Origin of the sequence: Mesorhizobium silamurunense (assembly GCF_014843825.1) — a bacterium.
In the GTDB taxonomy this organism is placed as follows: Bacteria; Pseudomonadota; Alphaproteobacteria; order Rhizobiales; family Rhizobiaceae; genus Mesorhizobium; species Mesorhizobium silamurunense.
Map to the genome: position 1 here is coordinate 1 of NZ_JHQR01000154.1, position 24,424 is coordinate 24,424.

22 protein-coding genes are annotated in these 24,424 nt (G+C 59.0%); 4 read left to right on the top strand and 18 right to left on the bottom strand.

The genetic code is table 11. The features are described from left to right. Positions 1-1,270 precede the first annotated feature (1,270 nt). The 15 genes from DH10_RS17415 to DH10_RS17480 form a co-directional block, all read right to left on the bottom strand. Positions 1,271-2,158, bottom strand: coding sequence for a universal stress protein (locus tag DH10_RS17415; protein ID WP_192385096.1), 888 nt, complete (start codon positions 2,156-2,158; stop codon positions 1,271-1,273). Positions 2,159-2,264: 106 nt separating this feature from the next. Beyond that, positions 2,265-3,050: a response regulator transcription factor gene (locus DH10_RS17420; protein ID WP_192385097.1), complete on the bottom strand. Its 786-nt coding sequence runs from the start codon at positions 3,048-3,050 to the stop codon at positions 2,265-2,267. Between the two features lie 27 nt (positions 3,051-3,077). Then, on the bottom strand, positions 3,078-3,557 hold the full coding sequence (locus DH10_RS17425) for a NifX-associated nitrogen fixation protein (protein WP_192385098.1): 480 nt from the start codon (positions 3,555-3,557) through the stop codon (positions 3,078-3,080). A gap of 18 nt (positions 3,558-3,575) precedes the next feature. Further along, positions 3,576-4,073 carry a nitrogen fixation protein NifX gene (gene nifX, locus DH10_RS17430; RefSeq protein ID WP_192385099.1) on the bottom strand — a complete coding sequence of 166 codons (498 nt, stop codon included), beginning with the start codon at positions 4,071-4,073 and terminating at the stop codon, positions 3,576-3,578. Next, on the bottom strand, positions 4,039-5,421 hold the full coding sequence (gene nifN, locus DH10_RS17435) for a nitrogenase iron-molybdenum cofactor biosynthesis protein NifN (protein WP_192385100.1): 1,383 nt from the start codon (positions 5,419-5,421) through the stop codon (positions 4,039-4,041). Before nifN ends, nifX begins: the two co-directional genes overlap by 35 nt. A gap of 9 nt (positions 5,422-5,430) precedes the next feature. Continuing rightward, a complete protein-coding gene (gene nifE / locus DH10_RS17440; protein ID WP_192385101.1) occupies positions 5,431-6,921 on the bottom strand; it encodes a nitrogenase iron-molybdenum cofactor biosynthesis protein NifE in 1,491 nt (496 codons plus the stop codon). Positions 6,922-6,983: 62 nt separating this feature from the next. Next, a complete protein-coding gene (gene nifK / locus DH10_RS17445; protein WP_192385102.1) occupies positions 6,984-8,525 on the bottom strand; it encodes a nitrogenase molybdenum-iron protein subunit beta in 1,542 nt (513 codons plus the stop codon). A 132-nt stretch (positions 8,526-8,657) separates the two neighbouring features. Beyond that, on the bottom strand, positions 8,658-10,160 hold the full coding sequence (gene nifD, locus DH10_RS17450) for a nitrogenase molybdenum-iron protein alpha chain (RefSeq protein WP_192385103.1): 1,503 nt from the start codon (positions 10,158-10,160) through the stop codon (positions 8,658-8,660). Between the two features lie 98 nt (positions 10,161-10,258). Beyond that, positions 10,259-11,152, bottom strand: coding sequence for a nitrogenase iron protein (gene nifH / locus DH10_RS17455; RefSeq protein ID WP_192385104.1), 894 nt, complete (start codon positions 11,150-11,152; stop codon positions 10,259-10,261). 1,134 nt (positions 11,153-12,286) lie between these two features. Then, positions 12,287-13,495: a hypothetical protein gene (locus DH10_RS17460; protein WP_192385105.1), complete on the bottom strand. Its 1,209-nt coding sequence runs from the start codon at positions 13,493-13,495 to the stop codon at positions 12,287-12,289. Beyond that, complete coding sequence (locus DH10_RS17465; RefSeq protein ID WP_192385106.1) at positions 13,488-14,495, bottom strand: nucleoid-associated protein; 1,008 nt, start codon at positions 14,493-14,495, stop codon at positions 13,488-13,490. Before DH10_RS17465 ends, DH10_RS17460 begins: the two co-directional genes overlap by 8 nt. A gap of 211 nt (positions 14,496-14,706) precedes the next feature. After that, complete coding sequence (locus tag DH10_RS37025; protein WP_246811581.1) at positions 14,707-15,036, bottom strand: phage integrase N-terminal SAM-like domain-containing protein; 330 nt, start codon at positions 15,034-15,036, stop codon at positions 14,707-14,709. 202 nt (positions 15,037-15,238) lie between these two features. Next, positions 15,239-15,670: a ubiquitination-like system serine protease family protein gene (locus tag DH10_RS37640; protein WP_281423844.1), complete on the bottom strand. Its 432-nt coding sequence runs from the start codon at positions 15,668-15,670 to the stop codon at positions 15,239-15,241. Further along, positions 15,670-17,055 carry a ThiF family adenylyltransferase gene (locus tag DH10_RS17475; RefSeq protein WP_192385107.1) on the bottom strand — a complete coding sequence of 462 codons (1,386 nt, stop codon included), beginning with the start codon at positions 17,053-17,055 and terminating at the stop codon, positions 15,670-15,672. Before DH10_RS17475 ends, DH10_RS37640 begins: the two co-directional genes overlap by 1 nt. Next, positions 17,052-18,158: a multiubiquitin domain-containing protein gene (locus DH10_RS17480; RefSeq protein ID WP_192385108.1), complete on the bottom strand. Its 1,107-nt coding sequence runs from the start codon at positions 18,156-18,158 to the stop codon at positions 17,052-17,054. The genes DH10_RS17475 and DH10_RS17480 overlap by 4 nt, the downstream gene beginning before the upstream one ends. Before the next feature lie 93 nt (positions 18,159-18,251). Here DH10_RS17480 and DH10_RS17485 point away from each other — a divergent pair, with 93 nt between their 5' ends. From DH10_RS17485 to DH10_RS17495, 3 genes are read left to right on the top strand one after another with little or no spacing between them, the layout of a single operon-like run. Then, positions 18,252-18,608 carry a helix-turn-helix domain-containing protein gene (locus DH10_RS17485; RefSeq protein ID WP_192385109.1) on the top strand — a complete coding sequence of 119 codons (357 nt, stop codon included), beginning with the start codon at positions 18,252-18,254 and terminating at the stop codon, positions 18,606-18,608. Between the two features lie 17 nt (positions 18,609-18,625). Continuing rightward, the gene (locus DH10_RS17490) at positions 18,626-18,805 is read left to right on the top strand and encodes a hypothetical protein (RefSeq protein ID WP_192385110.1); all 180 of its coding nucleotides are present in this window, start codon (positions 18,626-18,628) and stop codon (positions 18,803-18,805) included. Next, positions 18,802-19,413, top strand: coding sequence for a hypothetical protein (locus DH10_RS17495; protein ID WP_192385111.1), 612 nt, complete (start codon positions 18,802-18,804; stop codon positions 19,411-19,413). The genes DH10_RS17490 and DH10_RS17495 overlap by 4 nt, the downstream gene beginning before the upstream one ends. Here the strand turns inward: DH10_RS17495 and DH10_RS17500 are convergent. The 3 genes from DH10_RS17500 to DH10_RS17510 form a co-directional block, all read right to left on the bottom strand. Next, positions 19,410-20,708, bottom strand: a complete 1,299-nt coding sequence (locus tag DH10_RS17500) for a hypothetical protein (protein ID WP_246811582.1) — start codon at positions 20,706-20,708, stop codon at positions 19,410-19,412. The two genes, DH10_RS17495 and DH10_RS17500, sit on opposite strands and share 4 nt — an antisense overlap. A 184-nt stretch (positions 20,709-20,892) precedes the next feature. Then, complete coding sequence (locus tag DH10_RS17505; protein WP_343221563.1) at positions 20,893-21,813, bottom strand: phosphonopyruvate hydrolase; 921 nt, start codon at positions 21,811-21,813, stop codon at positions 20,893-20,895. A 122-nt stretch (positions 21,814-21,935) separates the two neighbouring features. After that, a complete protein-coding gene (locus tag DH10_RS17510; protein WP_192385112.1) occupies positions 21,936-22,844 on the bottom strand; it encodes a LysR family transcriptional regulator in 909 nt (302 codons plus the stop codon). A gap of 399 nt (positions 22,845-23,243) precedes the next feature. On the opposite strand from DH10_RS17510, the gene DH10_RS17515 reads away from it, so the two are divergent. Then, positions 23,244-24,419: an ABC transporter ATP-binding protein gene (locus tag DH10_RS17515; RefSeq protein WP_192385113.1), complete on the top strand. Its 1,176-nt coding sequence runs from the start codon at positions 23,244-23,246 to the stop codon at positions 24,417-24,419. Positions 24,420-24,424 lie beyond the last annotated feature (5 nt).

The following is a 24,424-nucleotide window of genomic DNA, read 5'->3' on the forward strand; positions in this document are numbered from 1 at the left end:
GGAAAGGAGAACATCGCTCGTCTCGCGCGGTCTGCATGCAATCAGCCTTCATTCAGTGTTGTCGCATCTCAATTCGCAAAGGCCGTGCCAGCGCGGTCTACGCGCGATATGCGCATGATTAGGCTTTGAAAAATCTCCACCTGCCCAAGACGGCCGGTTGTATTGAACCCGACATGTTTTCTCCCTCTGTCAGGTTTTGGACATGCATCACGCGCCTCCCGTCGCCAAAAAAAGCGTGGCCACGGACGACTGAACATGTATTCGGGCTGAGGGACGAGCAGATGGACATTATGACTGCGTTGTACCGCCAGGCTCGTCATCGATGTCCGCTTGACGCCACCTGTCGTGAGTTTCTTGCCGTTCTGGTCCCTGAGGCGGCAGAGGATCTCACCATTTGCGATTGCGAGGGGCCGCTCCATCCGAGCCTGTGCCCTGCCCTCTTACGGGCCGTTGAATTTTGCTGGCGACATAGGAGTGCTTCGACGAAGCCGGGCCAGCTGCGGCTCGCGAATGCCGCCATCGTCAGATTGACGATGATAATGACGAAAAAGGCCAGGAAGAGTGCCGGCATCTGCCGCCCGGGGAACTCTCCGCACTTACTGCTTTGTGTCGTTATCTTCTGTGTCCCCTGTGCTCAGGCGCTACAGGGACGCCTGGTGCGAATGTGAGCGGTGTCGGAATTGACCAGCCCAAAGACCGCCCGCCCGGTCGCCACGCGGCTCGGCCGGGCCGACTGAAAACGCTGAGGATGCTGCTGTCCTTCGCCGCTACTGCTACCGTCCCAGGCGATGATAACGTGATGGATGCCATCGATTCCGGCCGACTACGGCCAAGAGCAAGACCGTCCCGACTCTTCGTTGAGGGCCCCGGCCACGGCAAGGTCATGGCGTTGTTCAGCACCAGCTGCCGTGAGCAAGAGATCTGATCGCGCGCATGCGAATGCCGCTACAGGTCCGAACTCGAGCTGCCGCGCCGAAACGACTCTCCTTCTCGGCCTGACGCCGCCCTGCGAAACCCTGGTTTTTTGACTGCATTGAAGAGCGCCTGTACCTCTGCGCGGCCGGTCTCCGCGTTGCGGAATCATCTCGGACCGAGCGGAACCCCCGACAGCGCGCTAGAGAGGTCCGGGATGATCTCGGGCACGCGCCGATTGGCTGCGAGGAGCTTCGCGAAATTTCGCGCGTTTGCCGCGACCTTTCTTCGAATTGGCATCAGGATAGGTGACCCAGGAGAGTAGAGCTTCGAACAGCTCGGTGCTCCCTGGAACCAGTCAGCGAGCCAAAAGCAGCGGCAATGGCGGTTTCCCAACTATCCATCTCGTGACACCGCCGAAGAGCCGCTCACGCAGCCGGCGGCTGCCATACGCGCCCATGACGATCATGTCTGCGGACCTGTCGATTGCGTGCTGCGCGAGCACCGTTGCCACCGGTTTACCGGCGCTCGGCAGCCGATCAACCGACACCTGAGCACCGTGCCGAGTAAGATAGGCAGCGATATCAGCTCCCGGATCGGCGCCGTTCCCGTTGCAAGTCGCCTTGGGATCGACCAGTGTGACACGAACTTCCTCAGCACGGGATAGCAGATCCAGCGCTTCCCGAACCGCACGGGACGCCTCGACTCGCGAATCCCAGCCGACCAGCACGCGCCGCGGCGACAGTGTCGCCTCAGCGCCCTTTGGTACGACAAGCACTGGCTTTCCCGTGTCGAACAAGCTGCCGTTGATAACAAGAGGTCCGAGATTATTGTCATTGAGAAGTGCGGGGCCGACGATTGTCAGGTCGTTGCAGTGCGCCCGCTGTCGCACCGCGTCGCCAACGTCGGCCTCATCGCAGTAGTCTGTATCGACGTCAGAGCAAAGCCACATGCCTCTCAGCAGTTTCTGGATTTCCCTGGATGTTTTTTCCAGTCTGGCCATGTCCTCCGAAAATCTCTCGATCTGCCTATACCGTTTGTCCAGTCTGGCAATGGCGTGTGCGCGTTGTGTAGGCCACTCGGGGATGCCATCGCCCAGCGACGGAGACGGCATAACGAGCGGCGGAGGCGACATAATCAATACGGAAAGATACGCGCCGACCTCGGCACACAACCCGGCAACTGTTTTGACGTCCTTATCGGAGTGGTTAGAACCCGTCACACAGAGCACGCTTTTAAAACCCATCTGACCTGCTTCTCTCTGAGTATGTCGCACCTGTAGGCGCGTTTCGAAGCCGCAAGAGTTGTGCCACTCCTCCTCTCCGTCGTGCTCAGGGCCAACGGTTCGCTCTTTAGCCGTCCGGCCTGTCGAGCGAGTAGCCGGCCGATCTGACGGTGCGAATGACGCTGCCGGGCGAGGCCGTCTTCAGTGCCTTTCTGATCCGGCTGATATGGACGTCGACGGTGCGTGGTCCGATATGGATATTGTTCGGCCAGGCTGCGGCGATCAGATCGTCCCGGCTGAAGACCTTGCCGGGAGCCTCAAGAAAATGCCGCAGCATGTTGAACTCGATTGGTCCCAGATGGATGTCGTGGCCATTGCCACGAACCCGGTGGGCGTCGACCCTCATTTCAAGGTCGCCACAGGAGAGCCAGCCGCCGTTTTCAACCCCATTCGAACCCCGCTTCGTCAGCGCCAGCTTCGTGCGTAGGCAGTCGAGCAGCTTGGCCGGCGCGATCGGCCGCACAAAGCTCTCGTCGATGCCTGCCTTCAAAAGATCGAGGTGCTGGCTCTCGGCGCCGGGCGCGATCAAGGCGATAACGGGCAGGCCACCGGTCCGCGGCTCCTGCTTGAGCCGGGCGCAGATTGCGGACCCGGTTATCCTTGCTGGCCCACAGTCCAGCACCACGGCCTGGAATTCCCGTTCGTCGGTCAATGAAAGCGCTTCCTTCGCGCCGCCTGCCGGCTGACTGGCGAAGCCGTCCACCTCCAGTATGTGGCTGAGGAACAGATAGAACTCGACATCTTGCGAACAGATGAGGACGAGTGGCTTCATCAGCGCTACCCCAAGAACCGCATCTGCCTGGACCGGGTGGGCTGCGTGGGCTGGCCCTTGCAGCTCCTCAAGGCCTGACATGATCCCCTTGCTCGAAAATCGGTTTCATTACGCCCGTGCCATGTCGGGGTAGGCTTCGATGGCTGCGAGCGCATCGTCGACCAGTCTCGTACCGGCCTCGGCGAGTTTCCGGTATGTCTCGAAGCCGAACCGGTGGACATCGCGCAGGGTCTTCGACAGAACGACCAACCGCCCGGACGTGAACAGCACGCGCCCGAAGCCCTCATGGCTCATCTCCATCATCGGCGATGCCATGAGGCCGGAGCGCTCCTCGATCGCAAGCCCGACGGCGGTGTAAAACATGTCGAGCCTCCACAGCACGTCCGGATCGGGATCGCCGATGATCGGGATCGCACGGCGCTGTTGCTTGGTGATAATGAAGTCGGCCAGCAGCTCGGCGTCAGCTTTGCCTTCCCATGATCCGTAGGAATCCTGAGCACGGATCAGCCGCACGAGGCATTTGACGAACGGGGTGGCAAGGGCCGCCTCGTCCTCGGTGACAGCAGCGCTAGCCGCGGCATCTGACATTTCGCCTTCTCCCCAATTTCAGTCCTCGTCGTCGAAGGACGGTTTCTTTTCGGCGACGCCTGCCTCTGCCAGCACTTTGCGCAGCCAGGGCGGAGGACATGTCCTGAGCATCATCTGCGTACGCAACAGCACCTCCTGGATGGTTTGGGGCTGCTGCACCTTGATCGGGTGGATTTTTGCCGAAACAACCTTGGCCGCCGAAGGTCCGCCGATCGCCAGACAAAACAGGAGATGGCAGCCCTTTAGCGCCTCGACCTTCGGCGTGATGCGGTCATCGCCCTCGATCCGATGCTTCCCGTTCTCATCGGAAACGTCATCGAAGGCCAAGGCTTCCACGAGATGCCACTCCTCGCGCGTCATGTCGTAGACAGCGAAGCGTCTGGCCGACCCGAAATGGGCATTGAGGTCCTTCATGTCCTGCGTGGCGATGGCTACGCGCAATACGCCTGCTCGTCTTTCCGGCATCGGTGCGTGAACCTCGTCAGTGACGAGTGAGAGGCGACGAACGGGGCCCATCTGGGGTTTCTCGCTTGCGGAGGGGATCAAGTTCTTCAGGTGTCGGCGCCTGCCGGTAAGCCTGGAAAATGTTGGCAACCTCGAAGACCAGGTCGCGGGTGCCCTGATAGAGGATTGTGAGCTTGTGCTGGCTGCCAAGCCGGTCGAAGGTCGGGAAGCCGACGCGCATGAGCGGAATGCCAAGGCGCTGCGCCGCTTGGCGGCCGTGGGAATGAGTGACGAGAAGATCGGCGCTCGCCGCAAGAGTCTCCAGATCGCCGAGATCACCGATCTGAACCGACTCCGCCGGTACTTTTTCCAGAATTTTCGACATATCGGTCGTGGCGACGGCCGCCGCGATTTCGGAGCCCATGCCGGTGAAGAACGTCGCGAGTTGGTAGAGTTGGTCTGGTTCAGCAGCAATCGCAATTTTCTTGCCTCCGAAATGGAAATGTCCGTCGAGCAACGCATCCTGCAATTGCGCCCGGCGCCGGCGCACCCCGGCCGGCACCGACGCACCCGAAATCTCGGACAGCAGCGAGACGAACCGATCGGCGCTCTTCAATCCGGTCAGCGACTGGAAAAGCACGTAAGGCACGCCGGTCAATTTCTGCAGCACCTCGGCGGGGCGGCGCATATGCTCGCCGATGGCGACGCAGTGCTCGGCCGTGCCAAGCTCGCGGATATCTTCGACGCTGGTGCCGCCATAAGTGGTCGTGACCCAGCGGTCGGGCACAGTACCGTCGAGCGAGCCGGAGAGGTCCGGCACTATCACGGGCTCAAGCCCAAAGCTTTCAACCATCTCACGCAAATGCTCGATGTCAGCCACGGTGAGGTTCCAGCCGGGCAGGATTGCGATCTTCTTCGACTGCCGCACCTGCTCGCCAGGGCGTGTAATGCCTTCGATCATCGCGGTGACAGCCTTGGCCCAGCCCTGTTCGATCGCGCCGTCGAAATCCGGCGTGTTGGCCAGCACGATCTCCGTACCCGCGATTTCTTCCGCACGCTTCAGCTTGATGTCGGCGATGTCTCTTGCGCAATCTTCGCCACGGGTTTCCACGAGTGCGGTCGTGCAGATCCCGATCAGCTTTGGCTTTGTGCGGACCTTGAGGTTGAGGATCGCCTCTTCCAGATTGTCCGCCCCGCCGAGGATCGTCGTCACTTCGTCCATCGCCGTTGTCTGCAGGGGGATCGCTTCCTTGAAATGCCGCACGAAGAGCACGAGCGCGAAGCTGGTGCAGCCTTGGCTGCCGTGGAACAGCGGCATCGCACCGTCGACCCCAAGAAAGGCGAAGGCAGCGCCCAGCGGTTGCGAGGATTTCAGCGGATTGACCGCCGATGATTTGGTCTGGGGAAGGATGCGCGCCATCGGCTTTCCTCAACACTCGCCGAAGTCGTCGGCCGTCATGCCGGCGAATTTCTTCAAAGCGTGCACGGTCGCTGTCTCGCTCGTTGTGCTCGGCGGTTCGTCCTTCATGGCAGACTGGCAATCCCACGGTGCCGGCTCGCGTACCTGGCGCCAGATCGGGTTGTGAATGGCAAGGTCGATCTGGCGTACGAGTTCCACCATGCCGTCATAGCCGGCATAAGGATGTTGGCGCTCCTGGTTGATGTCGAGCCAGGGTGTCTTGGCCTTCAGCGCGATGAATTGCGTGCGCCCGCCCGACAGCATGATGTCGGCCTTGTGTTCTGAGAGCATGGCGTAAAGCTCGCGCGGTGCCATCTGCTCGAACATGTGGTTGTCGTCCTTGAGGAGCTGTTTGATGCGCTCCTTGTCTTCGACTGTGGATTTCTTGACTGAGGTGCCGACGATCTCCATGCCGATCTCCATCAGCGCGTGGACGACCGACCAGGACTTGACACCGCCTGTGTTGAGCAGCACGCGCTTGCCTTGGAGCCGCCGCCTGTAAGCATCGAGCTTCTTCCACGCAATCGCCTCCTCCTCTGCGATCAGCGTCTCTGTGCGGTCGAGGATCTCCGGATCGGCACCCTTCTTCACGAGCAGCTCAGCTATGTTCCGGAGTGCTTCCGAGGTGTCGGTGATGCCGTAGAAGGAGCCCTCGAAGAACGGGATGTCCCAGCGCTCCTCCATCTTGCGGGCCAGATTGATGAGCGCGGTCGAGCACACCATCATAGCCGCCCGGGCGCGGTGCGCGGAGGCAACGTCGAGGTAGCGCGCATCGCCCGGCATGCAGGCGCGCACCCGGATCCCGAGCCGATCAAGGAGCGGCTTCACCAGCCAGAACTCGCCGGAGAGGTTGAATTCGCCAAGGATGTTGACGTCGTGGGGCCCGGCGTCGTCGGGTTCCACCGTGCCGATGACATGGTCGAGCAACGCCTCGCTGGCGAGCTTGTTGCCGAGGTTCTTGGAGCCGGCCAAGCCAGGCGAATTGACCGGCACCACGGCCAAGCCGAATTTTTCGGCCGCGCGCTTGCAGACTGCCTCGATGTCGTCGCCGATCAGCGCCGTCACGCAGGTCGAATAGACGAAGATCGCTGGCGGCGCATATGCTTTCTTGATCTCGCGGATCGCCTTGAAAAGCTTCCGCTCGCCCTGCCCCATCACCACGTCGAGTTCGCTGAGATCGGTCGTGAAGCTTGTGCGCCACAGCGTTGCCCCGGACGAAGCTGCGCCGCGGTTGTCCCAGGAATTGCCCTCGCAGGCGAGCGGCGCATGGACCAGGTGCGCGACGTCGGTGATCGGCTGCAGCACGATCTTGGCGCCATCAAAGGCGCAGCCGCCGGCCGCCGCCCCCGGCGTCAGCGGCTTCGAGCAGCCCTCTTTGCGCGCCTTGGCATCCTTGCCGCGGTTCTTATCGCAGGCGGGCTCGTTGAAGACATCCTGGATTTTGGCACTGAGCGAGGACATTACGTCGGTCTCCAAAGACCATTGGGGGACGGATGGCGTCGGCGAAAAGCCGGCCGCCGCTGCTAGCGGGTGAGGTCATAAGAATAGTCCGTCACGCCCGTCTCGCTCGTCTCGCGATCGAGCTTGTCGAAGATCTTGTCGAGGATCGTCGTCAGGACGCGCAGCCCGCCTTGGTAGCCCATGAGCGGAAAGCGATGGTGATGGTGCCGGTCGAAGATCGGAAACATCAGCCGGATCAGCGGCGTGCCGGTGTCGCGCTCCAGATACTTACCATAGGAATTGCCGATTAGCAGGTCCACCGGCTCGGTGAAGAGCAGCGAGCGCATCGCCCACAGGTCCTTGCCCGCCCAGACCTGAGCATCCTTTCCGAAGGGCGAGGATGCAAGCAGTTCCTTCATCTCGGCTTCCCATGCCGAGCTGCCGTTGGTGGCGAGGCAATGGGTCGGCTCGCCGCCGGTCTCCATGACGAAGCGGGCCATGGCGTAGACGAAGTCCGGATCCCCATAGATCGCGTATTTCTTGCCATGCAGCCAGGACTGGCTGTCCGCCATGGCGTCAATCAGTCGGCCGCGCTCCAGGCGAATTGTCTCGGGGATTTCCTTGCCGGAGATCGCCGAGACCTTCATCAGGAATTCGTCGGTCGCCTGGACGCCGAGCGGGTAATGGAACGAGGCCGTCGCCTGCCCGACTTGGTCGCAATATTCCAGCGTTTTTCGGGTGTTGTAGTACTGCAGCGAAAGTGTCGCCTCGGCGTTGAGTGCCTGCTTCACGTCTTCGATCTTCGTACCGCCGTCATACATGCGGTATTCGCCGTCCGACGGCGTGTCGAACTGGTCAGAGGCGTCCTGGATGAAAGTGTAGGACACGCCCATCAGATCGAGCAGGCGTTTGAGTTCCCGGTTGTTGCCGACGCAGAAGCCGTCGAAACCCGGAATGATATTGATGGTTCCCCTGGCTTGCGTGCGCTCCTGGCCTTTCCAGAAGTGCTCCAGAATGCCCTTGACCATGCCGTCATAGCCGTCGACATGGCTGCCGACGAAGGCCGGCGTGTGGGCAAAGGGCACGTCGAAGTCGCGCGGGACCGAGTTTTCGTCCTTGGCGTTCTCGATGAAGCTGTGCAGGTCGTCGCCAATGACCTCCGCCATACAAGTGGTCGAGACAGCGATCATCTTCGGGTCGTAGAGTTGGTAGGTGTTGGCGAGCCCATCGACCATGTTCTTCAGGCCGCCGAACACTGCCGCATCCTCGGTCATCGAGGAGGAAACAGCCGAAGCAGGCTCCTTGAAATGGCGCGATAGGTGCGAGCGGTAATAGGCCACGCAGCCCTGGCTGCCGTGGACGAAGGACATGGTTCGCTCGAAGCCCGCGGCAGCGAAGACCGCGCCGAGAGGCTGGCAGGCCTTGGCAGGGTTCACGACGAGCGCTTCGCGGGCGAGGTTCTTTTCGCGGTATTGCCACGTTTTGGTGAATTCGCGTTGATCGGTAACGATCTGATCGGTGTGCGGACATTCGAAATTCAGCTTCTTCTCGGCAAGCATCTCCCTGTATTCCGGCTCACGGAACAGGGGGGCGTGGTCGAGAACTTTTTCAGCCGACTGCGGCATGTGTGGTTACCTCTTTCATCTGGCCGCGCCATACGGCAGCTCAGGGACGTCGAGACGTTTCAGGTCTCCCGCGGAGCACGCGGTCGCGGGCGTTCGTCGTCTCCCTGGGGAGACTAGGCTAAGGTCAGGTGTTTACTCGGCAGCCATCGCTCGCCCACGGCTCGGGCTTGTTTTCCAGGGGGCCTGGTATAGGCCCCAGACCGGGTTGTTGATGGCAAGGTCCACGTCGCGGGCGAAGATGGCAAAACCGTCATAGCCGTGATACGGTCCTGAATAATCCCAGGAGTGCATCTGACGGAACGGTATGCCCATCTTCTGCACCGGGTATTTTTCCTTGATGCCCGAGCCGACGAGATTAGGGCGAACCCCCTCGATGAACTTCTCCAACTCGTAACCGGTCACGTCATCATAGATCAGCGTGCCATTCTTCACGTAATGGCCCGTGCGCTGATAGTCGTCGTTGTGAGCAAACTCATAGCCAGTGCCGACGATCACCATGCCGAGGTCCTCGTAGGCGGTGATGACGTGACGGGGGCGCAGGCCACCGACATAGAGCATCACGGTATTTCCTTCGAGGCGCGGCCGGTACTTGGCAATGACTGCATCGACGAGCGGTCTGTACTTGGTGATGACCTTCTCAGTCTTCTCCTGGATTTCGGGCCCAAAATGCTTGGCTATCTTGCGCAGAGAGGCTTCGATCTGGGAGGGGCCGAAGAAATTGTACTCCATCCAGGCGACGCCATACTTTTCCTCCATGTGCCGGCAGATGTAGTTCATCGACCTGTAGCAATGGATGAGATTGAGCTTGGCCTTCGGCGCGCGCTCTATCTCGGCGAGTGTCGCGTCGCCCGACCAGTTGCCGACCACGCGCAGCCCTATCTCCTCGAGCAGGATCCGCGAGGCCCAGGCGTCGCCGCCAATATTGTAGTCACCGATCACGTTGACGTCGTACGGGCCGGCCTCGAACTCCACGTCCTTCTTCTCGAAGACCCAGTCGCGGATCGAGTCGTTGGCGATGTGATGGCCGAGTGATTGCGAGACGCCGCGGAAACCCTCGCAGCGCACCGGCACGATCGTCTTTTCGTGCTCCTTGGCCTTCTTACGGGAAACTGCTTCGGTGTCGTCGCCAATCAGGCCGATCGGGCATTCGGATTGCACGGTGATGCCATTGTTCAGCGGAAACAGTTCCTCAATCTCGTCGATGATCTGTTCCAGCTTCTTGTCGCCGCCGAAAACAATGTCCTTCTCCTGGAAATCGGAGGTGCACTGCATTGTCCCGAACGTGTCGATGCCCGTCGTGCCGACGTAGTAGTTGCGGCGCTGCGACCAGGAATATTGTCCGCAGCCGACCGGGCCGTGCGAGATATGGACCATATCCTTGACCGGACCCCACACCACGCCCTTTGAGCCGGCATAGGCGCAGCCGCGAATCGTCATCACGCCCGGAATGGACTTGATGTTGGATTTGACATCGCATTCGGAAAGGACATCGCCTTCCTCGCTAGCCTCGTCCCCGCTCTTTGCGACGCTGAGGTGCTTTTTGCGGCGCTTCGCCGCCTTGTCGGGATATTGCGACAGCACCTCCTCGATAAGCTTCGCATGGAGAGCGCCGTCATTCTCGTAATCCAGGCTCATGGGACCCCTTTCAAGCTTCAGGTGACGCCTCACCGACGAGGCGCCATTCTTTGAAAGGCGGGCCAGGTCAAGGCCGCGCCTCATGTCGTCAGCGCTGGTTACTGGGCGGCCGCCTTAGCCGCTTCCTTGGCCTGAAGCTCGGCAAGCATCTGCTCGTCGGTCTTCATGATGCCGAAGTCGAGCAGCATGTCCTCAAGCTCCTCCATGGTGATCGGGGTCGGGATGGTGCCCAGGCCCGAATTGGCATGGATCTTCTCGGCCAGCGCCCGGTATTCCCCCGCCTGCTTGGAGTCCGGCGCATACTGGATCACAGACATCTTCCTGAGTTCGGCGTGCTGGACGATGTTGTCGCGTGGCACGAAGTGGATGAGCTTGGAATTGAGCCTGGAAGCCAGTGCTTCGGCGAGGTCGAGCTCGCGGTCGGTTTGACGCTCGTTGCAAATCAGGCCGCCGAGCCGCACGCCGCCCGAATGGGCATATTTCAGGATGCCCTTGGCGATGTTGTTGGCGGCATAGAGCGCCATCATCTCGCCGGACATGACAATGTAGATTTCCTGGGCCTTGCCCTCGCGGATCGGCATCGCGAAGCCGCCGCACACCACGTCCCCGAGCACGTCGTAGGAGACATAGTCGACGTCGTCATAGGCGCCGTTCTCCTCGAGAAAATTGATCGACGTGATGACGCCGCGGCCGGCGCAGCCGACACCCGGCTCGGGGCCGCCGGATTCCACGCACTTGATGCCTTTATAGCCGACCTTGAGCACGTCCTGGAGTTCGAGGTCCTCGACCGAACCCTCCTGTGCCGCGAGGTGCAGGACCGTATCCTGCGCTTTCGAGTTCAGGATCAGGCGGGTGGAGTCGGCTTTGGGATCGCAGCCGACGATGAGGATCTTCTGCCCGAGGTCGACAAGGGCGGCGAGTGTATTCTGGGAGGTGGTGGACTTGCCGATGCCGCCCTTGCCGTAAAAGGCGATCTGACGCAGACCTGACATGTAGCTTTCCTTCCTTCGTTCCATCGATCGTGGCTACCGCGACATGAATGCCGGTCGGCAGCTCTCGCCGCCTCGCACCAAAGGGTTTCAAGACTCGTGCCAACTTAGCCGATCGGGTCGTAGAAAAATTTCGTGGTTTCTTTTCAGCTATTTAGGTTGAGGCCAAACAAGGTGCAAACAAGTGATTGTCGGAATAAGCCCGTGTAGAGGACGCGACAAAGGCGACAGAAGGTGTCGGATGACGCTGCTCGAGACCGCTACAGGTTGAGCTCGGCGTCCGGAGCAGTTTTGGGCAACGAGTTAAGGCTACTTTCGTCGAGAGACCTGCTGCAGAGACTTCGGTCCATGCGTAGCTGTGTATCGCTCCAGGCTGCTATTGATCCGCGCGGTTCGGCGGCCGCAATATGGATACACAAGGCCATCGCCTTCGGGCCACAAGCACAACCCTGTTGGCCTGTGGGAGAGTTTGGCCAATCGAAAGCTCGGGTGAAAATCAGCGAGCGGTGGTGCAGAGGACGGGCAAATCACGGCTTCGGTTGCGATTCCGACTCCATGAAGTTATTTGCACCGGCGCTGAATCCTGCAACGCGGAAGGCGAAGCAGTCGGGCTCCGTTTTCGCCGCCGGCTTTTTCGAGTGTATCGGAAGTACTTCGGCATCGACTTGGGATAGGGCGCGGAGCTCGACATGCGGGTAAAGTGCCGGCGTGTTGTTCTACTGGCACGACCACGGTGGCGCCCAAATGGCGTTGGGCAAACTATCTTGTCATCGCCTCTGCCAGCTTAACGCGTTCGCTTTAAGGTGAGAGGCCGTTTGCGACTTGAAGCCATGGGTCGGCGTCAACTGGGCATCAAGAAGGCTGAACAAGTCACGACACCCCGCAGTGACCACCAAAACGCGCCGGTCAGTTGATGCGGTCGATGGCAAGGACCGAGGGCGATCAGCGACAGCGCCAATACCATGCGGTTGGTGGCTATCGAGGTCAACGCAAAATAGCCCGCCGGAAATCCTGCACACTGCAAACTCTTGTGAGCCAACGTCCCCTCCCTGCACCGTCACCCGGCTCGAAATGCCCAAGATACGGCTGGTCAATTGTCGCGGCGATTGGCCACTGGCTGCCGCAGTAGTCTGATGGTTATGCGGTGGGCATCCCGCCATGGACGAGACATCCCGACGCATCCAGCTTCGTCGCGATACTATACCCCTGCCATGTGAACCAGGCCCCGGCGAGCGCAACAAGGGATATCACGATCAGCACGGCGCGATGCCAGCGGATTCGTCCCTCGATGGCATCGAAAGCGCCGGTGAACATATCGCGGATTTCACTGAAATCCGAATTGAGCTTGGTACGCTGGTCCTTGATTTCGCGGCCGATGGCACCGAGCGTCAGCCACTGATTCCCGCACGAGGCGATCAGGAGGGCAACGAAAAGCCAGGCTCCGCCAAGAATGGCTATGTTCGCAATGGCCTCGGGACCGCAGGTGCTCGTAGCTTTCATCTGTGTTGCCACGACGACGGCGGAGACGGGTAGACCCAACAACTGACCCTGAATGTCGGTGAAGGTCTTGTGGACCCTGTTGACATAATCGGCTTGGCTCTTCTCGATCTCGCCGCGGATCTTCGAGTACGAAAAACTCGACGCAAAAAGTTTGTATCCTTCGTCGACGCGCTTCTTAAGCTCATCCGCATTCTGCAGCAGATAGACGAAGCGCCCCGCCGCTGATTGGCCAGCGACGAGAGCTGTGACCGCTTCGCCGAGAATGCTGAGCCTCTGATCTCGGTGGATATCGCCTTCCAGTCTCGCCGCCAGCGCCTCGATCTGTTCGGCGTCGACGAGCCGAAAGTCGCTCGCGTCGTAGCGGACCGGGACCTCTACGCGGCCATCCCCAAAATAGACTAGCTTCGCATGTTGGACGTCGGTGAAGAGCGCGGCCCCACTGAGAGTGGCGACAAACTTCAGGATCGCCCTGTATTTGGCGAGCGCCTCTGAAGCCGGTACGAGGCCCGAATGTGAGCGGTCGGACTTTATGAAGAAGGTGGATGGCTCCTCCACTCGACGTTCCGGGGCTCTGAGCAGTCCGCCCCACGTCTCGGCGAGCAAGCCGAGACTATACTTTGGGTAGCCGATGCGAGCAGGGATGACGCTGTCCAGCTTGACCTTATCGGGGGAGATCAAAGGCGTGATATCGGCCGCTTCCGCTGCCTTCTCCGAGGTTTCAATGAGCCCAAGCGTCTCCAAGATGCTTTGGTTGGCAACGGTGATGCGCCCGTTGTCGCCGTCGTCCCAAGCGGAGTTGAGATAGACTTCCAGCAAATCCGGCCAGGCGATCGTCGCCTTAGCCACCTTCGATCTCCTCGGTCAGCTCCTGCCGGATGTGGTCTGGCACCTCCAGCAGGGTAATGCTGTTTTCGACGGGATCGAAGCGCACCTTGCCCTCGTGCAGTGCTTTGCGCTCAAACTCAACCGCCCAGTTGGGAGTCTTCACCTTGAACTCGATCAGCCCTCTGAGAGCGCGACGGTCCGCGACGAAGCCGTCATTGAGGCCGCGATCAGGGTCCGCGAGTAATTCGATCAGCGCTTCAGGGTCGTCTGGGTGAAGTTCGTTTGCGAGGGTAGCGAAGTTGATCGGCTTATCGGCCTTGGCATCGCGTGTGCAGATGTTCATGGCGCGAGCCATGAAGTCGGCCCGTTCGGCAGGCTCCATCGGCTGGGTGTCGGCGAAGTGCTTCAGCGCCTGGACCATGTGAGTGGTCTCGACCCTGGCCAGCACCGTGGTCTCGCAGCCCAAGAACGCCTTGAAGTACTCTGAAACGGCCCCTTTTCCCTTGAGGAAGCTGAGGTAGCGCTCCTCGTTCGCCGCCCAGCCTTTGAGGTTGACGCGGCCGGCGAAGCGATATCCGTCTACGTCGAGATGCTTCACGTCTTCTAGGTCGGCGTTTTCCGTGAGCGCGGCACTGATCTTGTCATTGACGATCGCCACCAAGACGTACTGAATTTCGTCACGGTTGAAATGCGCGAAAAAGACGTGCCCGCCCTCGGAAGCCGGACGCCCACCGGCTTCTTTGGCGAGCGTGTCCATAAGCGCCAACGTCGTCTCTTCGAAAGTTGACTTCCCGTCGATGTATTCTCCAAGTCGGAGCGATGTAGGGAAATTAGCGGTATCCATCGAGAAACGGCCGTAGGCCTTTGATGGCCGCCTCGCATACAGCCGATGCAGGTCGTCGATCAGTCGCTTAGCTGTGTTCCCCACAGCGAGCGCCCCGTTGCCGGCGTGGACTTGATAAGCCCCAGCATCGCTCTTCTCTAGGTGATGGATTGCTACTGAAACAATGTTGTCTGCCAACTCGCTCCCCTTTTGGTCGATTCTTTTTTAATAAAACCAAAAATAATCGTCGATCGCTACGGAAAGTTTTACCGCACCGCTCTGGTGTAGCGCGAATTTCCCCGATCTATGGCATTTATTGGTCGGTATCGCTTTAGGGATGTTCACGAACAGGACACAGGCTCGACCGTATGATTCGGCGCTGCCAAGACGAACGAAAGGGACGCCAAGGTCAGCTGACGGCGCAGGGGAAATCCTGCGTATCTGCCTGCGATGTCAGCTCATGGAGATCGGCACCGGTGATCTCAACGTCCGACATGCTGAAGGGTTTCGGGCGCCGTTGATCGGGGGGGCCCATGCCGTTCTCATGTTGGGACAGCTGGAAGCGTCGGATGTCCTCGGTCGTCGCGGTGTCGGGAGCGCGACCAAGGAACGCGGCGAAGCGCCGGACATGACGAACGTAGTCCTGCTGCGTATGCGGTCCCAGACCCCGCATCAGCATGTCTTGCTGCATGCGCTGGCGAAGCGGTGTGATCGGAGCATCGGTCGACAGGGTGGCCATGGCAAGTTCCTCTCGTTGAAGGGAACTCCATGATCGGATCGCGGTCTCTACCCGCTCAAGGCCTATGAATACCGCGCCCTCTCAGAATCAGGCGACCCTCCCGCGAAGCGGGTTCTGCATGCGGCGCAAAGCCGGCGTTCCAAACAATCGCTACTCTTATCGATTGCAGGCACCGCTCCGGTCCCACCTCCCCAATCCCGGGTCACAACTTCGCCGAAGATAGCTGAGATGTGTCCTGCGTGTCGAGTTGGCCCTGCTCGTCAGGCAGGCACCAACGGATTCGACCACCAGTTACCCAGAAATGTGAGCGGCATCCCTCAGCCAACCAGACCGAGGGCGTTAGGGTGGGGTGGTTCCCATCATCAAGCTGCAGTCTCCAACGCGGTCGCACTTCATCAAGAAGCATCAGCTCTATGCGCCGCTTACAACCGCACGGGCATAACATGCCGGCTGCCCATAACTGGTCACCTTCTCGCGCGACCGTAATATCGAACTCCGGTAGCTCCGTCGGCAACTCATCGGATTCGTAGAAAACCACTTTGCGAGCCGCGGGTTCTAGGGCGGGTTTCTCAGCGGCCGGTCGAAAGGGCCTGACGAACCACGACTTAATTCGCTGCCAAAGCTGACTAAACATTATTCCCCCAAGAGTGGCAGACCTAAAAGCGGGACTGTCAACCCTCTGCCTGCGACACCAAATTCATCGACTGGAAAACTATCTTCTGAGAATCTTTCTTCCTCTCCATCTGCCAGCGCGAACAATGTGCGTGCTGCCGAGCGGTTGGAATCGTGCCTGAAAGGAAACATCCTGGCGACAAACTCGAGCATGGCGCAGCTGGCCGCGCGCATGTTCAAGGGTAGAACCGACGGGGCCTCCTCTAGGGTCCCCTTGATGTAGCCTTCCTTCAATTCCTGAGCATAGGCCTCAGGGTCGGACCGCGCCAAGTATTCGGCTCTTAGCAACGCTGATGTAAAGACCTGCCTCGATGCCAGCGTTGAGCCAAATGGCTGCACATAGTCAATGCGGCCCATAACTTCGGCTATCGCCGGATTGCCGTCCCGCAGCCTCCGCGTCGGGATGGTTACGCCCATGTCGATCAAAGGGATCACAAAGGCCTGGGCAATCAGATCGGCTATCTGGCGTCCCTCGGCCGAGTCGACACAGGAAAACAGGATATCGCACTGCGCCGCGGCAAGGACGGCCTCGCGCGTCATGATCGAGGCTGGAACGAGTTGCAGCTGGATTTCATCTCTGTATTGTCCGATTTCCCTGGAAACGGCGTTGACCTTAAGCTCACTGGTGACCGCGTCCTTCAGGCGAGATCCCAGGATGCGGTTCAAGTTACGGTGCTCAATCCTGTCGAAATCAATCAACGTTAAAGCGCCGAAGCCCATTCGAGCTGCCTGTTCGGCGATGATCGAGCCGGTTCCGGAAACACCAATGATTCCCGCCCGAAGCTTAGCCAGTTGCTCGGTCATGGCCGAGCCGAATGCCATGACCGGCGGGCCTTCTTGCTGGTTATCCCTCCAGTGGACAATGTCATCTCCCACAACGGTGACGTCAGCGACCGGCGCTGACCTCATGGTCGGATCATACAGCCTCGCGCGTATCCGGCCGCTGGCGACCATGATGGCTGAGCCGTGGCCGGCTGCCGGCGCCTCGCCGGACCACCCTCCAAACAGGCTTCCAATCGCCCACCGATCGCTCTCGTCATCGACCACCGAAAATTCGAGAAAGCCTCCGGGATGTGAATGGATCAGGATTAAGGTACAGCCCTCGTCTTCGGCCCGATCCATTGCCGCAGAAAGTCGTGCACCTGGCCAGGTGATGAAGTCGGGTCTGCGAATTGAGCATTCCTCATTTGGAATCAACAGCACATCAAACACGATAAGCTTGGCACGCTGTGGCGAGAGATCGCGACAAAACAGAATGGCAGCAGCCTCGTTCCTATCTCCCAACAGATGCTTCTTCAGCAGCTGATGGTGGGTTCCAGATAGGGAAAGGCTGTACGAACTGCTCACGGTTCAACCTCACGATGCAACGATGCGTCGACAAGCGTCAGATGCGTAAGCACGCTGTCTCGCATGGGTCGCCACGGGGCCGTTGCGCCCCTATGGCGAGACCACCGCTGAAAGGGCATCCCTCGAATGTCTTGAACGACCTGCGTCTGCTCAATGGACCGGCCGCTAGTCAAGCTGAGCGCCGGAAAGCAGTAGAACATGTCAAGCTCGGCCGACGGATAGCTGCTTGGAATCTCAACCGCGACTGTCACCGTGCCGACATTGAACCCAACCGGAAGCGCATAGTCTTTCAGCAAAAGCCACCGTCTTGAGCCGTCGACGATCGTTTCATAGGCAAGCTGGCGCTTGGCGAGGCCCTCTTCATCTGATTTGAGGAGCTGAAATTCGCGTTTGCCACCCTCCGCAGTAAGCTCGCCATTGTTTACGTCCCGCGGAGTGAGCCGCAGTTTCTCGATGCCAGGTTCGCGCAAATCGATCGGATCGTCTGCCGAGACGTTACGGCGCCCGCTAGCCGTCTTCAGCACGATGATCCAATTTTGCTCGGGATCGAACCCCGCCTCCTGCATCGCACGGCGCACGGTGATTTCAGGCTCCGCGAATTCGACCAAGACGCCCTGTACATTGATTTTCCAGGTTCGTCTGCTGGCATAGACCTGTTCGACGCCGACGTCGGCGAGCGAGAGATCCGAACCAGGCTCCAGCACTTCGTCAGAAACGTCTTTCCTCCTGACATAGAGCATCGAAGATGCGTCGATATTCCCGAGCCTGCGCAGGATCGCTTCAGCAATTTTGCCCCGCGGCCATACGAGTGAATGGTCCTCGAGCTTGAACCGGAAAAGACGATCCGACTTCGAAACGATGAAGCGCGCAGGCACCGGCCCGGAAATGCGGGCCATTTCGTCCGGCCGGACTTCTTCGATATCGCCGGAAGCCAACCACTGCAGCACAACATAGTCACTGCGGGGTGAGACGTTACAGAGCGCGAGAATCTGCTCGCCAGTCGGGGTGGCATCGGTGATGCTAATGGGACGAAAATTCAAGTCAATATCCGCTACTTCGATGAACGTAAGGTTTTTGGGCAACTGATTTGGCTCTTCAGACATTTAAGTCTCCTTGCAAGTCGAGTTTCCAATTGCAGAAGTGAAATTATTGTCCTATGTAGAGTGAGAATCCATCAATTGCAAGAGTGAAATCGAATGCCGAAATCGGAATTCAGGGCTGATGAGTTTCATGCTGCCTTGGGGCGCGTACGAGCGGCCAAACGTCTGAACTGGAAACAGGTGGCCGAGCAGTCCGGAGTCAGCGCTTCGACGCTGACAAGAATTGCTCAGGGCAAGCGGCCTGATGTTGATAGCCTTGCCGCGCTGGTGAGTTGGTCCGGGCTAAGTGCCGATGCTTTTGTTGCGCGGGCGGAGCAACCACACAAGAAGGCCCAGCCTCTTTCCGACATTGCTAACGTTCTTTATGCTGACGCAAGCCTCAGCGAGGACGGACGGGCAACAATGATGGATTTGATCACGGCGGCATACCTCCGCCTCAGCAAGAACAGTTAGCCTTAGGAAGTCAAAGCGTGGACAAAGAACAGCGGCAGGCGATCAAGGAGATGTTGGCCAAGCGCTCAAATGCCAACACCCAATCGAAGAAACAAGCGACGGACTGGCTTATTAATGAGGGGCTGCTCACGGCCAAAGGGCAGCTCCGAGCGCAGTACGGCGGCGAAGAAGAAGCCGAGAAAACAAAGAAGAAGTGACCCAGATCCGCACCGGCTTCGTCCTCGGATATCATGGTTGCGACAAATCAATTGCCGACGCGGTCATCGCAGGATCGAAGCTCAAATCGAGCGCAGAAAAATACGATTGGCTCGGCCCCGGAGCCTATTTCTGGGAAGGCGACGCGCGCCGGGCTTTGGAATGGGCTCAAGATCGTCACAAACGGGGGGAAATCAAGGAGGCGGCCGTGCTGGGAGCGGTTATCGACCTTGGCAACTGCCTCGATCTGACGACGAGAGACGACCTTGAGTTGCTCAAGGATGCCTACGCTTCCTTGAAGAAGGCATTTGATGCCGCGGGTAAGAACCTCCCCGAAAACCGCGACCCCGCCAGGGGCGGGATGGACAAGCTCCTCAGATATCTGGATTGCGCGGTGATCGAGCACCTCCACGAGAACATCAAGGCCGATAGCGAAGAGCACACCGATGAGGCCTTCCCTAGCATTCGGCCTTTCGATACCGTGCGAGGTCTGTTTCTGGAGGGATCAGCGCTCTATCCAGGCGGGGGCTTCTTTACCCACACTCACACGCAGATTGCCGTTCGCAACGAGCGCTCCATCATCGGCTACTTCTGGCCGGCAATTCCCTAATATTGCGCCTTTGGCAGCCTGAATCGCGGGTTGAGGTCGAGATCGAAATAGTGCTTTCGCTTGACCCATATGAATCCCTCGTTCCGGGTAAGAATAGCGACATCGATCGGACCGCCGACCGTCTCGATCTCGGTTGAATAGCGCCGCTTTCGTGACGTCAACTCGACCAGCGAATAGGCTAATTCACCGAGTTCCTTCCTCGACATGTGGTTTACGACCGAATTCAACTTAGCCTCGGCGTTATCTTTGAGTTCCTTGAGCGATTCACGAAACGTTGTCAGCGTCTCGTTCACTAAGGAGAAGCCGTCGCCTGCCACATCGCCGCCGCCGCGTTCGATGACCAATTTCACCATGTCGGACATTAACTCCTGAAGATCCCTTTCGAAGTTCCGGTCGATGCCATGGATGAAACGCTCCGCCATGTCCGTTTGTGCAAACGGAACGATCGCCGACGTCGGTCCTGCGCGATCAATATCGATCGATTGCGGGTTAAGCGTCCTTGCCTGTCCAAAGTACACGCCGTCCAGTTCAACCGACTCCAGCGAAGGGAACAAGTCGTCGTGGCCCAGTCCGGCAAAGACAAGACCTGTGTAGGCAGGGGAGCGCGTCTCCGACTTTAAGAGGCAGAACATCAGCTTTCCGATCCCGTCAAAAACTGACTCGCTCATCTCCTCCATGGTGGTCTTTAGTCCATTTTCGGTCGTCGACCGGATCTCGCTTGCGAAATGCTGCAGGAACGCTTCGAACGACACGTCCTTCATGAATACTTGATTTTTGAGCGGGACTTTCGTCAGCTCCGCAATGCGCTTTTGGATAACGCCCTCAGCGATGCGCCTTAGGGTTGCTGGTCGCTTTTTCTTCCTTGTGAGGAGCGCGTTGATTTTTTCGTTGAGAACCGTTTTGTTAATCGTGTCGATCTCGGAGTTCAGCATCAACTGAAAGTGCTCCATCCGATCCGCGTCCGAAGCCTTGAAGCCTAGGAGAAACCGCTCAAATTCCGAGCGGGCTTGCGCAACTACGCGAAAGGCGCCCGAGGTAAGCGTTTCGCGATACCGCCGGATCAACACCTCCAGCGGAACGTTCATGAAGGTAGCATTGTTGTATATCATCAGGCCGATCGGCTGATATCGGCTCAATTCAAAAATCTTCTCTGCAGAATCGAACGTCTTTTTGCCGGACTCCGAACCAACGAGGGTCAAGACACTGTCTGCGGCAAGCGCAACAGCGCTTCGGTTAAGGATAGCAATTTCGGCTGTCACTTGTTCCCCCAAAAATGCCGCAGTAAGCATCGGCATTTCACCTCCTGCCCGCTGAACTATTCAGAGAGCATTTACCCGCGCAATATATGATTTGCCGACGCTAGTAATGCAATCAGTCAACTCCTCTTTATTTTTGATAGCATCGAAAACGCCCGACTGGGAAATCGCTCGTTCAGGCGAATATCGCGGATAGCCGCATTAATAAGCCGCGGTCGTAGTCTCACATTAGAAACCGACCTTCGTCCCGTTTGACCACGTCCATCTTTTGCAGTCGGAAAATTTCCTCGACGGATGCGATGTCGCGATCGATGTGGTGGATGCCACCGTCGGCGCGGATCCGAGCGAAGACTTCCTTCATCGCTGTGACCGCTGCCCGGATCGCATGATTGCCATAAATCACCATGCCGATTTTTCCCGAAGCGCGGATGCGCGGTTCGTTCATTTGCGGATAGGTGGTCGGCACGATAACGATTGGAGCATTGCCGTCCCATGCGCGGACAAAGCTCTCCACCTCGTCGGGCGTCTTCTGCTTGGAATGGATCAGGATCATGTCGGCGCCGGCCTTCTCATAGGCGGCAGCCCGCCTCAGGGCCTCGGCCTCTCCGCTACCGGCAATCAGCGCTTCAGTACGTGCAATGACGAGGAAGTCCGGGTCCGAACGCGTAGCCACGGCTGCGCGCACCTTGCCAGTGAACTCCTCCATCCTGACGAGCTCCTGTCGGCCATCCGCGATTAGGCTCGTGACTTTTGGAAAGGCCTTATCCTCTATAACGACTGCGGCGACCCCGGCGCGCTCGTACTGCCTGACCGCATGGATCACATTGATGGCATTGCCAAAGCCAGTGTCGATGTCAGCGACGATCGGAAGTGACGACTGCTCAACCATCGCCCGAACCATATCCAGGTGCTGCGCCATGGAGATCAGGCTAACGTCAGGCAGGCCATAAAGAGCGGAGAGTTCGAAGCCGGACGCCCAGACCCCATCAAAACCTGCCTCTTCGGCTAGGATGGCTGATAGCGGGCTATGCGCTGACATGATGTGGACCAGACGTTGCTCGGCCATGCGAGCGCGGAGACGCGCTGCACCCCTCATGGCGGAGGTTCCGGACAGGAGCTGGGAGTTGACGCCAGTGTGCAGCATTACGTGTTGCCCCTCTTCTCAAACAAAGGAATGGACGAATTGCTGCTGCCATATTCAGCCATGGCGTATGCAATCAAATGCATCGATCGAATTTTTCGAATATTTCGATAGTTTTTGCGATGTTAAGCGGTTTCCGGAATCGCGTCCTTTTTGCAAAGGCGAGCCAGCCACCGGCAAAAAGCACGAGCGATTTCGGGGTTACCGCTTCGGTCGACCGCATAGGCCCGATATTGCATGCCGCTGGGGGTACGCGATCCTGGTATCACATGCAGAGCGCCCCCGCGCACCAGATCGCTAACTATGATTTCCGGCGCTACCAGAAGGCATTTTCCTGTCATGACCGCCGGGAGGGCAAGGTAATTGTGATCATAGCGCGCGCCCGATTTTATGTCTTTTGAAGTCAGATTCATCGCCCTCAGCCATGTTGGTAGAATATCAGGTCGGGATGTAATGTTCAAAATCGGCATTGAGCGGATAACCGAGAGACTTTTGCCCCGTACGTGAGTTGGCATGCCCACACAAACGAGTTGCTCGTTGTAGATTTCCCAGTGGTCGGCCGGTTCGATGAGGGACAGGTCGCGTGTAATCAAGATGTCATATTCATCGGAGGATGTGGGCAGAGAAAGCGAACTGATCACATCCACGATTACGCCGCCCATTTCGGCGGAGAATGCTTGGAGATTTGGAATCAAGAGCGAGTATGCGAAGGTCGAAAGCGAGGTGCGGACCACGATGCGATTGGCGTCCGGACGGTTCCGCCGGCGCATTCTTTGAGCAGTGAAGCACACTGTATCAAGCGGCTCGGCGACCGTAGTCGCGAACAGCCTTCCGAACTCGGTCAACTGGCTTCGTCTTCCGCGCCGTTCCAATAGATCTGTCCCGAGATAGTCTTCGAGCACGGCCAGATAGCGGCTCACGGAGCTCTGCGTCGTTCCCAAGGCATTAGCCGCACGCGTCAAGCTCCCCTCTCGGGCGATCGTCACGAACGCGCGGATCGCGTTGAGCGGCACTCCATGGTCTTCGGCAGCCATTCTGTACTCCGGCAACTTTGTAGGATGGCGGCTTCCTGTCTCAGAGCAATCCATCGGTAAATCCGGACGTTCCATCACATTATTCGATGTTTGTCACTGGATTGTTGCTTCAAAACGATATTGCGTCAGCGCGAAATGAGTTCTGGCCTAAGGATGGGGCATGACGTTCCAACGTAACCGACATGACTTTCTTAATTGCGGCGTCGCGCTTGATGAATTGGAAGGTGGCCTTCTTCGCTTCTTTCAAAACAGAACTGCGAGTGAGCCAGCGATCCGGTCGTGGGAGAGACAGGCATCTATTTCGAGCCGTCCCATCACTGTTCCCTACGCTTTTCGGGATACACCCTGCAGGCAATCAGCCGTCGGCTTCTCTTCCGTGAGCAACCCGGAGGCCGTCGAATGAGTGGAATAGTCCTCGGAAATATTCGCAAGTCATTCGGACCTACCACCGTGCTGCACGACGTCTCGCTGTCGATCGCCGACGGTGAGTTCCTGACCCTGCTCGGACCGTCAGGCTGCGGAAAGTCCACGCTGCTCAGAATTCTGGCCGGGTTGGAACTTCAAGACGCTGGAAGCGTCTCGATCGGCGATCGCGTGGTGGACGGCGTTCGCCCAAAGCGGCGCGACGTGGCGATGGTGTTCCAGTCCTATGCGCTCTACCCGCATATGACGGTGGCCGGGAACATAGCGCTGCCGCTGCGCATGCGGCGTCTGAACGCATGGCAGCGCCTGCCTCTTCTCGGACGACTGCTGCCCGGCACGCGCACCACTACACTGGAGATCACCGCGGAGGTCGCAAGAACGGCCGAAGCGCTCAGCATCGATCATCTTCTTACCCGCAAGCCAAGCCAGCTCTCCGGCGGGCAACGACAGCGTGTTGCCGTCGGTCGCGCGATGGTTAGGCACCCGGCCGTCTTCCTCATGGACGAACCGCTTTCGAACTTGGACGCCAAACTGCGCGTGCAGATGCGGGCGGAGATCAAGGAACTGCATCAGCGGCTCGGCGTGACTTTTGTCTACGTCACGCACGACCAGGCCGAAGCGATGACGCTCTCGGACCGGGTGGCGGTGATGCTCAACGGCGAGTTGCTGCAGGTTGCTCCGCCGCAGGATATCTACGCCGACCCGGAAGACCGGCGCGTAGCGGAGTTCATCGGCTCCCCGAAGATCAATATGCTTGACGGCCTCGTGAGCGCGCCCGGCAGCGTCAGTTTTGCCGACACGACGATCGTGGCGGATATCGGCCTCAGCCCCGGCGCCCATCTGAAGCTCGGGATACGCCCCGAAGCTTTCCGCTTCGGCGCTCACTCCGAGCGAGGGGCCATCAGCGGGACAGTCAGGCTCGTCGAGCATATGGGATCCGACCTCTATGTCCATCTCGATGTCGCGGGCGCGAAGCAGCCGATCGTCGCTCGCCTGTCAGCCGAGCGCACAGCGAGCGCGTCCGTCGGCCAGAGGCTCAATTTGTCGTTCGAACCGGAACGCGTGCTTTATTTCGGTTCTGATGGCCGGCGGATACGCGCTCTCGATTTTGCGGGCAAGGCTGCGGTGACGTCCATCCGGGAGAGTGCTTGATGGGC

Excerpts from the sequence above, each read along its gene's own strand:
- DH10_RS17415 (WP_192385096.1), bottom strand. The coding sequence starts at position 2,158 with ATGGGTTTTAAAAGCGTGCTCTGTGTGACGGGTTCTAACCACTCCGAT.
- DH10_RS17420 (WP_192385097.1), bottom strand. The coding sequence starts at position 3,050 with ATGTCAGGCCTTGAGGAGCTGCAAGGGCCAGCCCACGCAGCCCACCCG.
- DH10_RS17425 (WP_192385098.1), bottom strand. The coding sequence starts at position 3,557 with ATGTCAGATGCCGCGGCTAGCGCTGCTGTCACCGAGGACGAGGCGGCC.
- nifX (WP_192385099.1), bottom strand. The coding sequence starts at position 4,073 with ATGGGCCCCGTTCGTCGCCTCTCACTCGTCACTGACGAGGTTCACGCA.
- nifN (WP_192385100.1), bottom strand. The coding sequence starts at position 5,421 with ATGGCGCGCATCCTTCCCCAGACCAAATCATCGGCGGTCAATCCGCTG.
- nifE (WP_192385101.1), bottom strand. The coding sequence starts at position 6,921 with ATGTCCTCGCTCAGTGCCAAAATCCAGGATGTCTTCAACGAGCCCGCC.
- nifK (WP_192385102.1), bottom strand. The coding sequence starts at position 8,525 with ATGCCGCAGTCGGCTGAAAAAGTTCTCGACCACGCCCCCCTGTTCCGT.
- nifD (WP_192385103.1), bottom strand. The coding sequence starts at position 10,160 with ATGAGCCTGGATTACGAGAATGACGGCGCTCTCCATGCGAAGCTTATC.
- nifH (WP_192385104.1), bottom strand. The coding sequence starts at position 11,152 with ATGTCAGGTCTGCGTCAGATCGCCTTTTACGGCAAGGGCGGCATCGGC.
- DH10_RS37025 (WP_246811581.1), bottom strand. The coding sequence starts at position 15,036 with ATGGCCACCCTGTCGACCGATGCTCCGATCACACCGCTTCGCCAGCGC.
- DH10_RS37640 (WP_281423844.1), bottom strand. The coding sequence starts at position 15,670 with ATGTTTAGTCAGCTTTGGCAGCGAATTAAGTCGTGGTTCGTCAGGCCC.
- DH10_RS17480 (WP_192385108.1), bottom strand. The coding sequence starts at position 18,158 with ATGTCTGAAGAGCCAAATCAGTTGCCCAAAAACCTTACGTTCATCGAA.
- DH10_RS17485 (WP_192385109.1), top strand. The coding sequence starts at position 18,252 with ATGCCGAAATCGGAATTCAGGGCTGATGAGTTTCATGCTGCCTTGGGG.
- DH10_RS17500 (WP_246811582.1), bottom strand. The coding sequence starts at position 20,708 with ATGCCGATGCTTACTGCGGCATTTTTGGGGGAACAAGTGACAGCCGAA.
- DH10_RS17505 (WP_343221563.1), bottom strand. The coding sequence starts at position 21,813 with ATGCTGCACACTGGCGTCAACTCCCAGCTCCTGTCCGGAACCTCCGCC.
- DH10_RS17510 (WP_192385112.1), bottom strand. The coding sequence starts at position 22,844 with ATGGCTGCCGAAGACCATGGAGTGCCGCTCAACGCGATCCGCGCGTTC.
- DH10_RS17515 (WP_192385113.1), top strand. The coding sequence starts at position 23,244 with ATGAGTGGAATAGTCCTCGGAAATATTCGCAAGTCATTCGGACCTACC.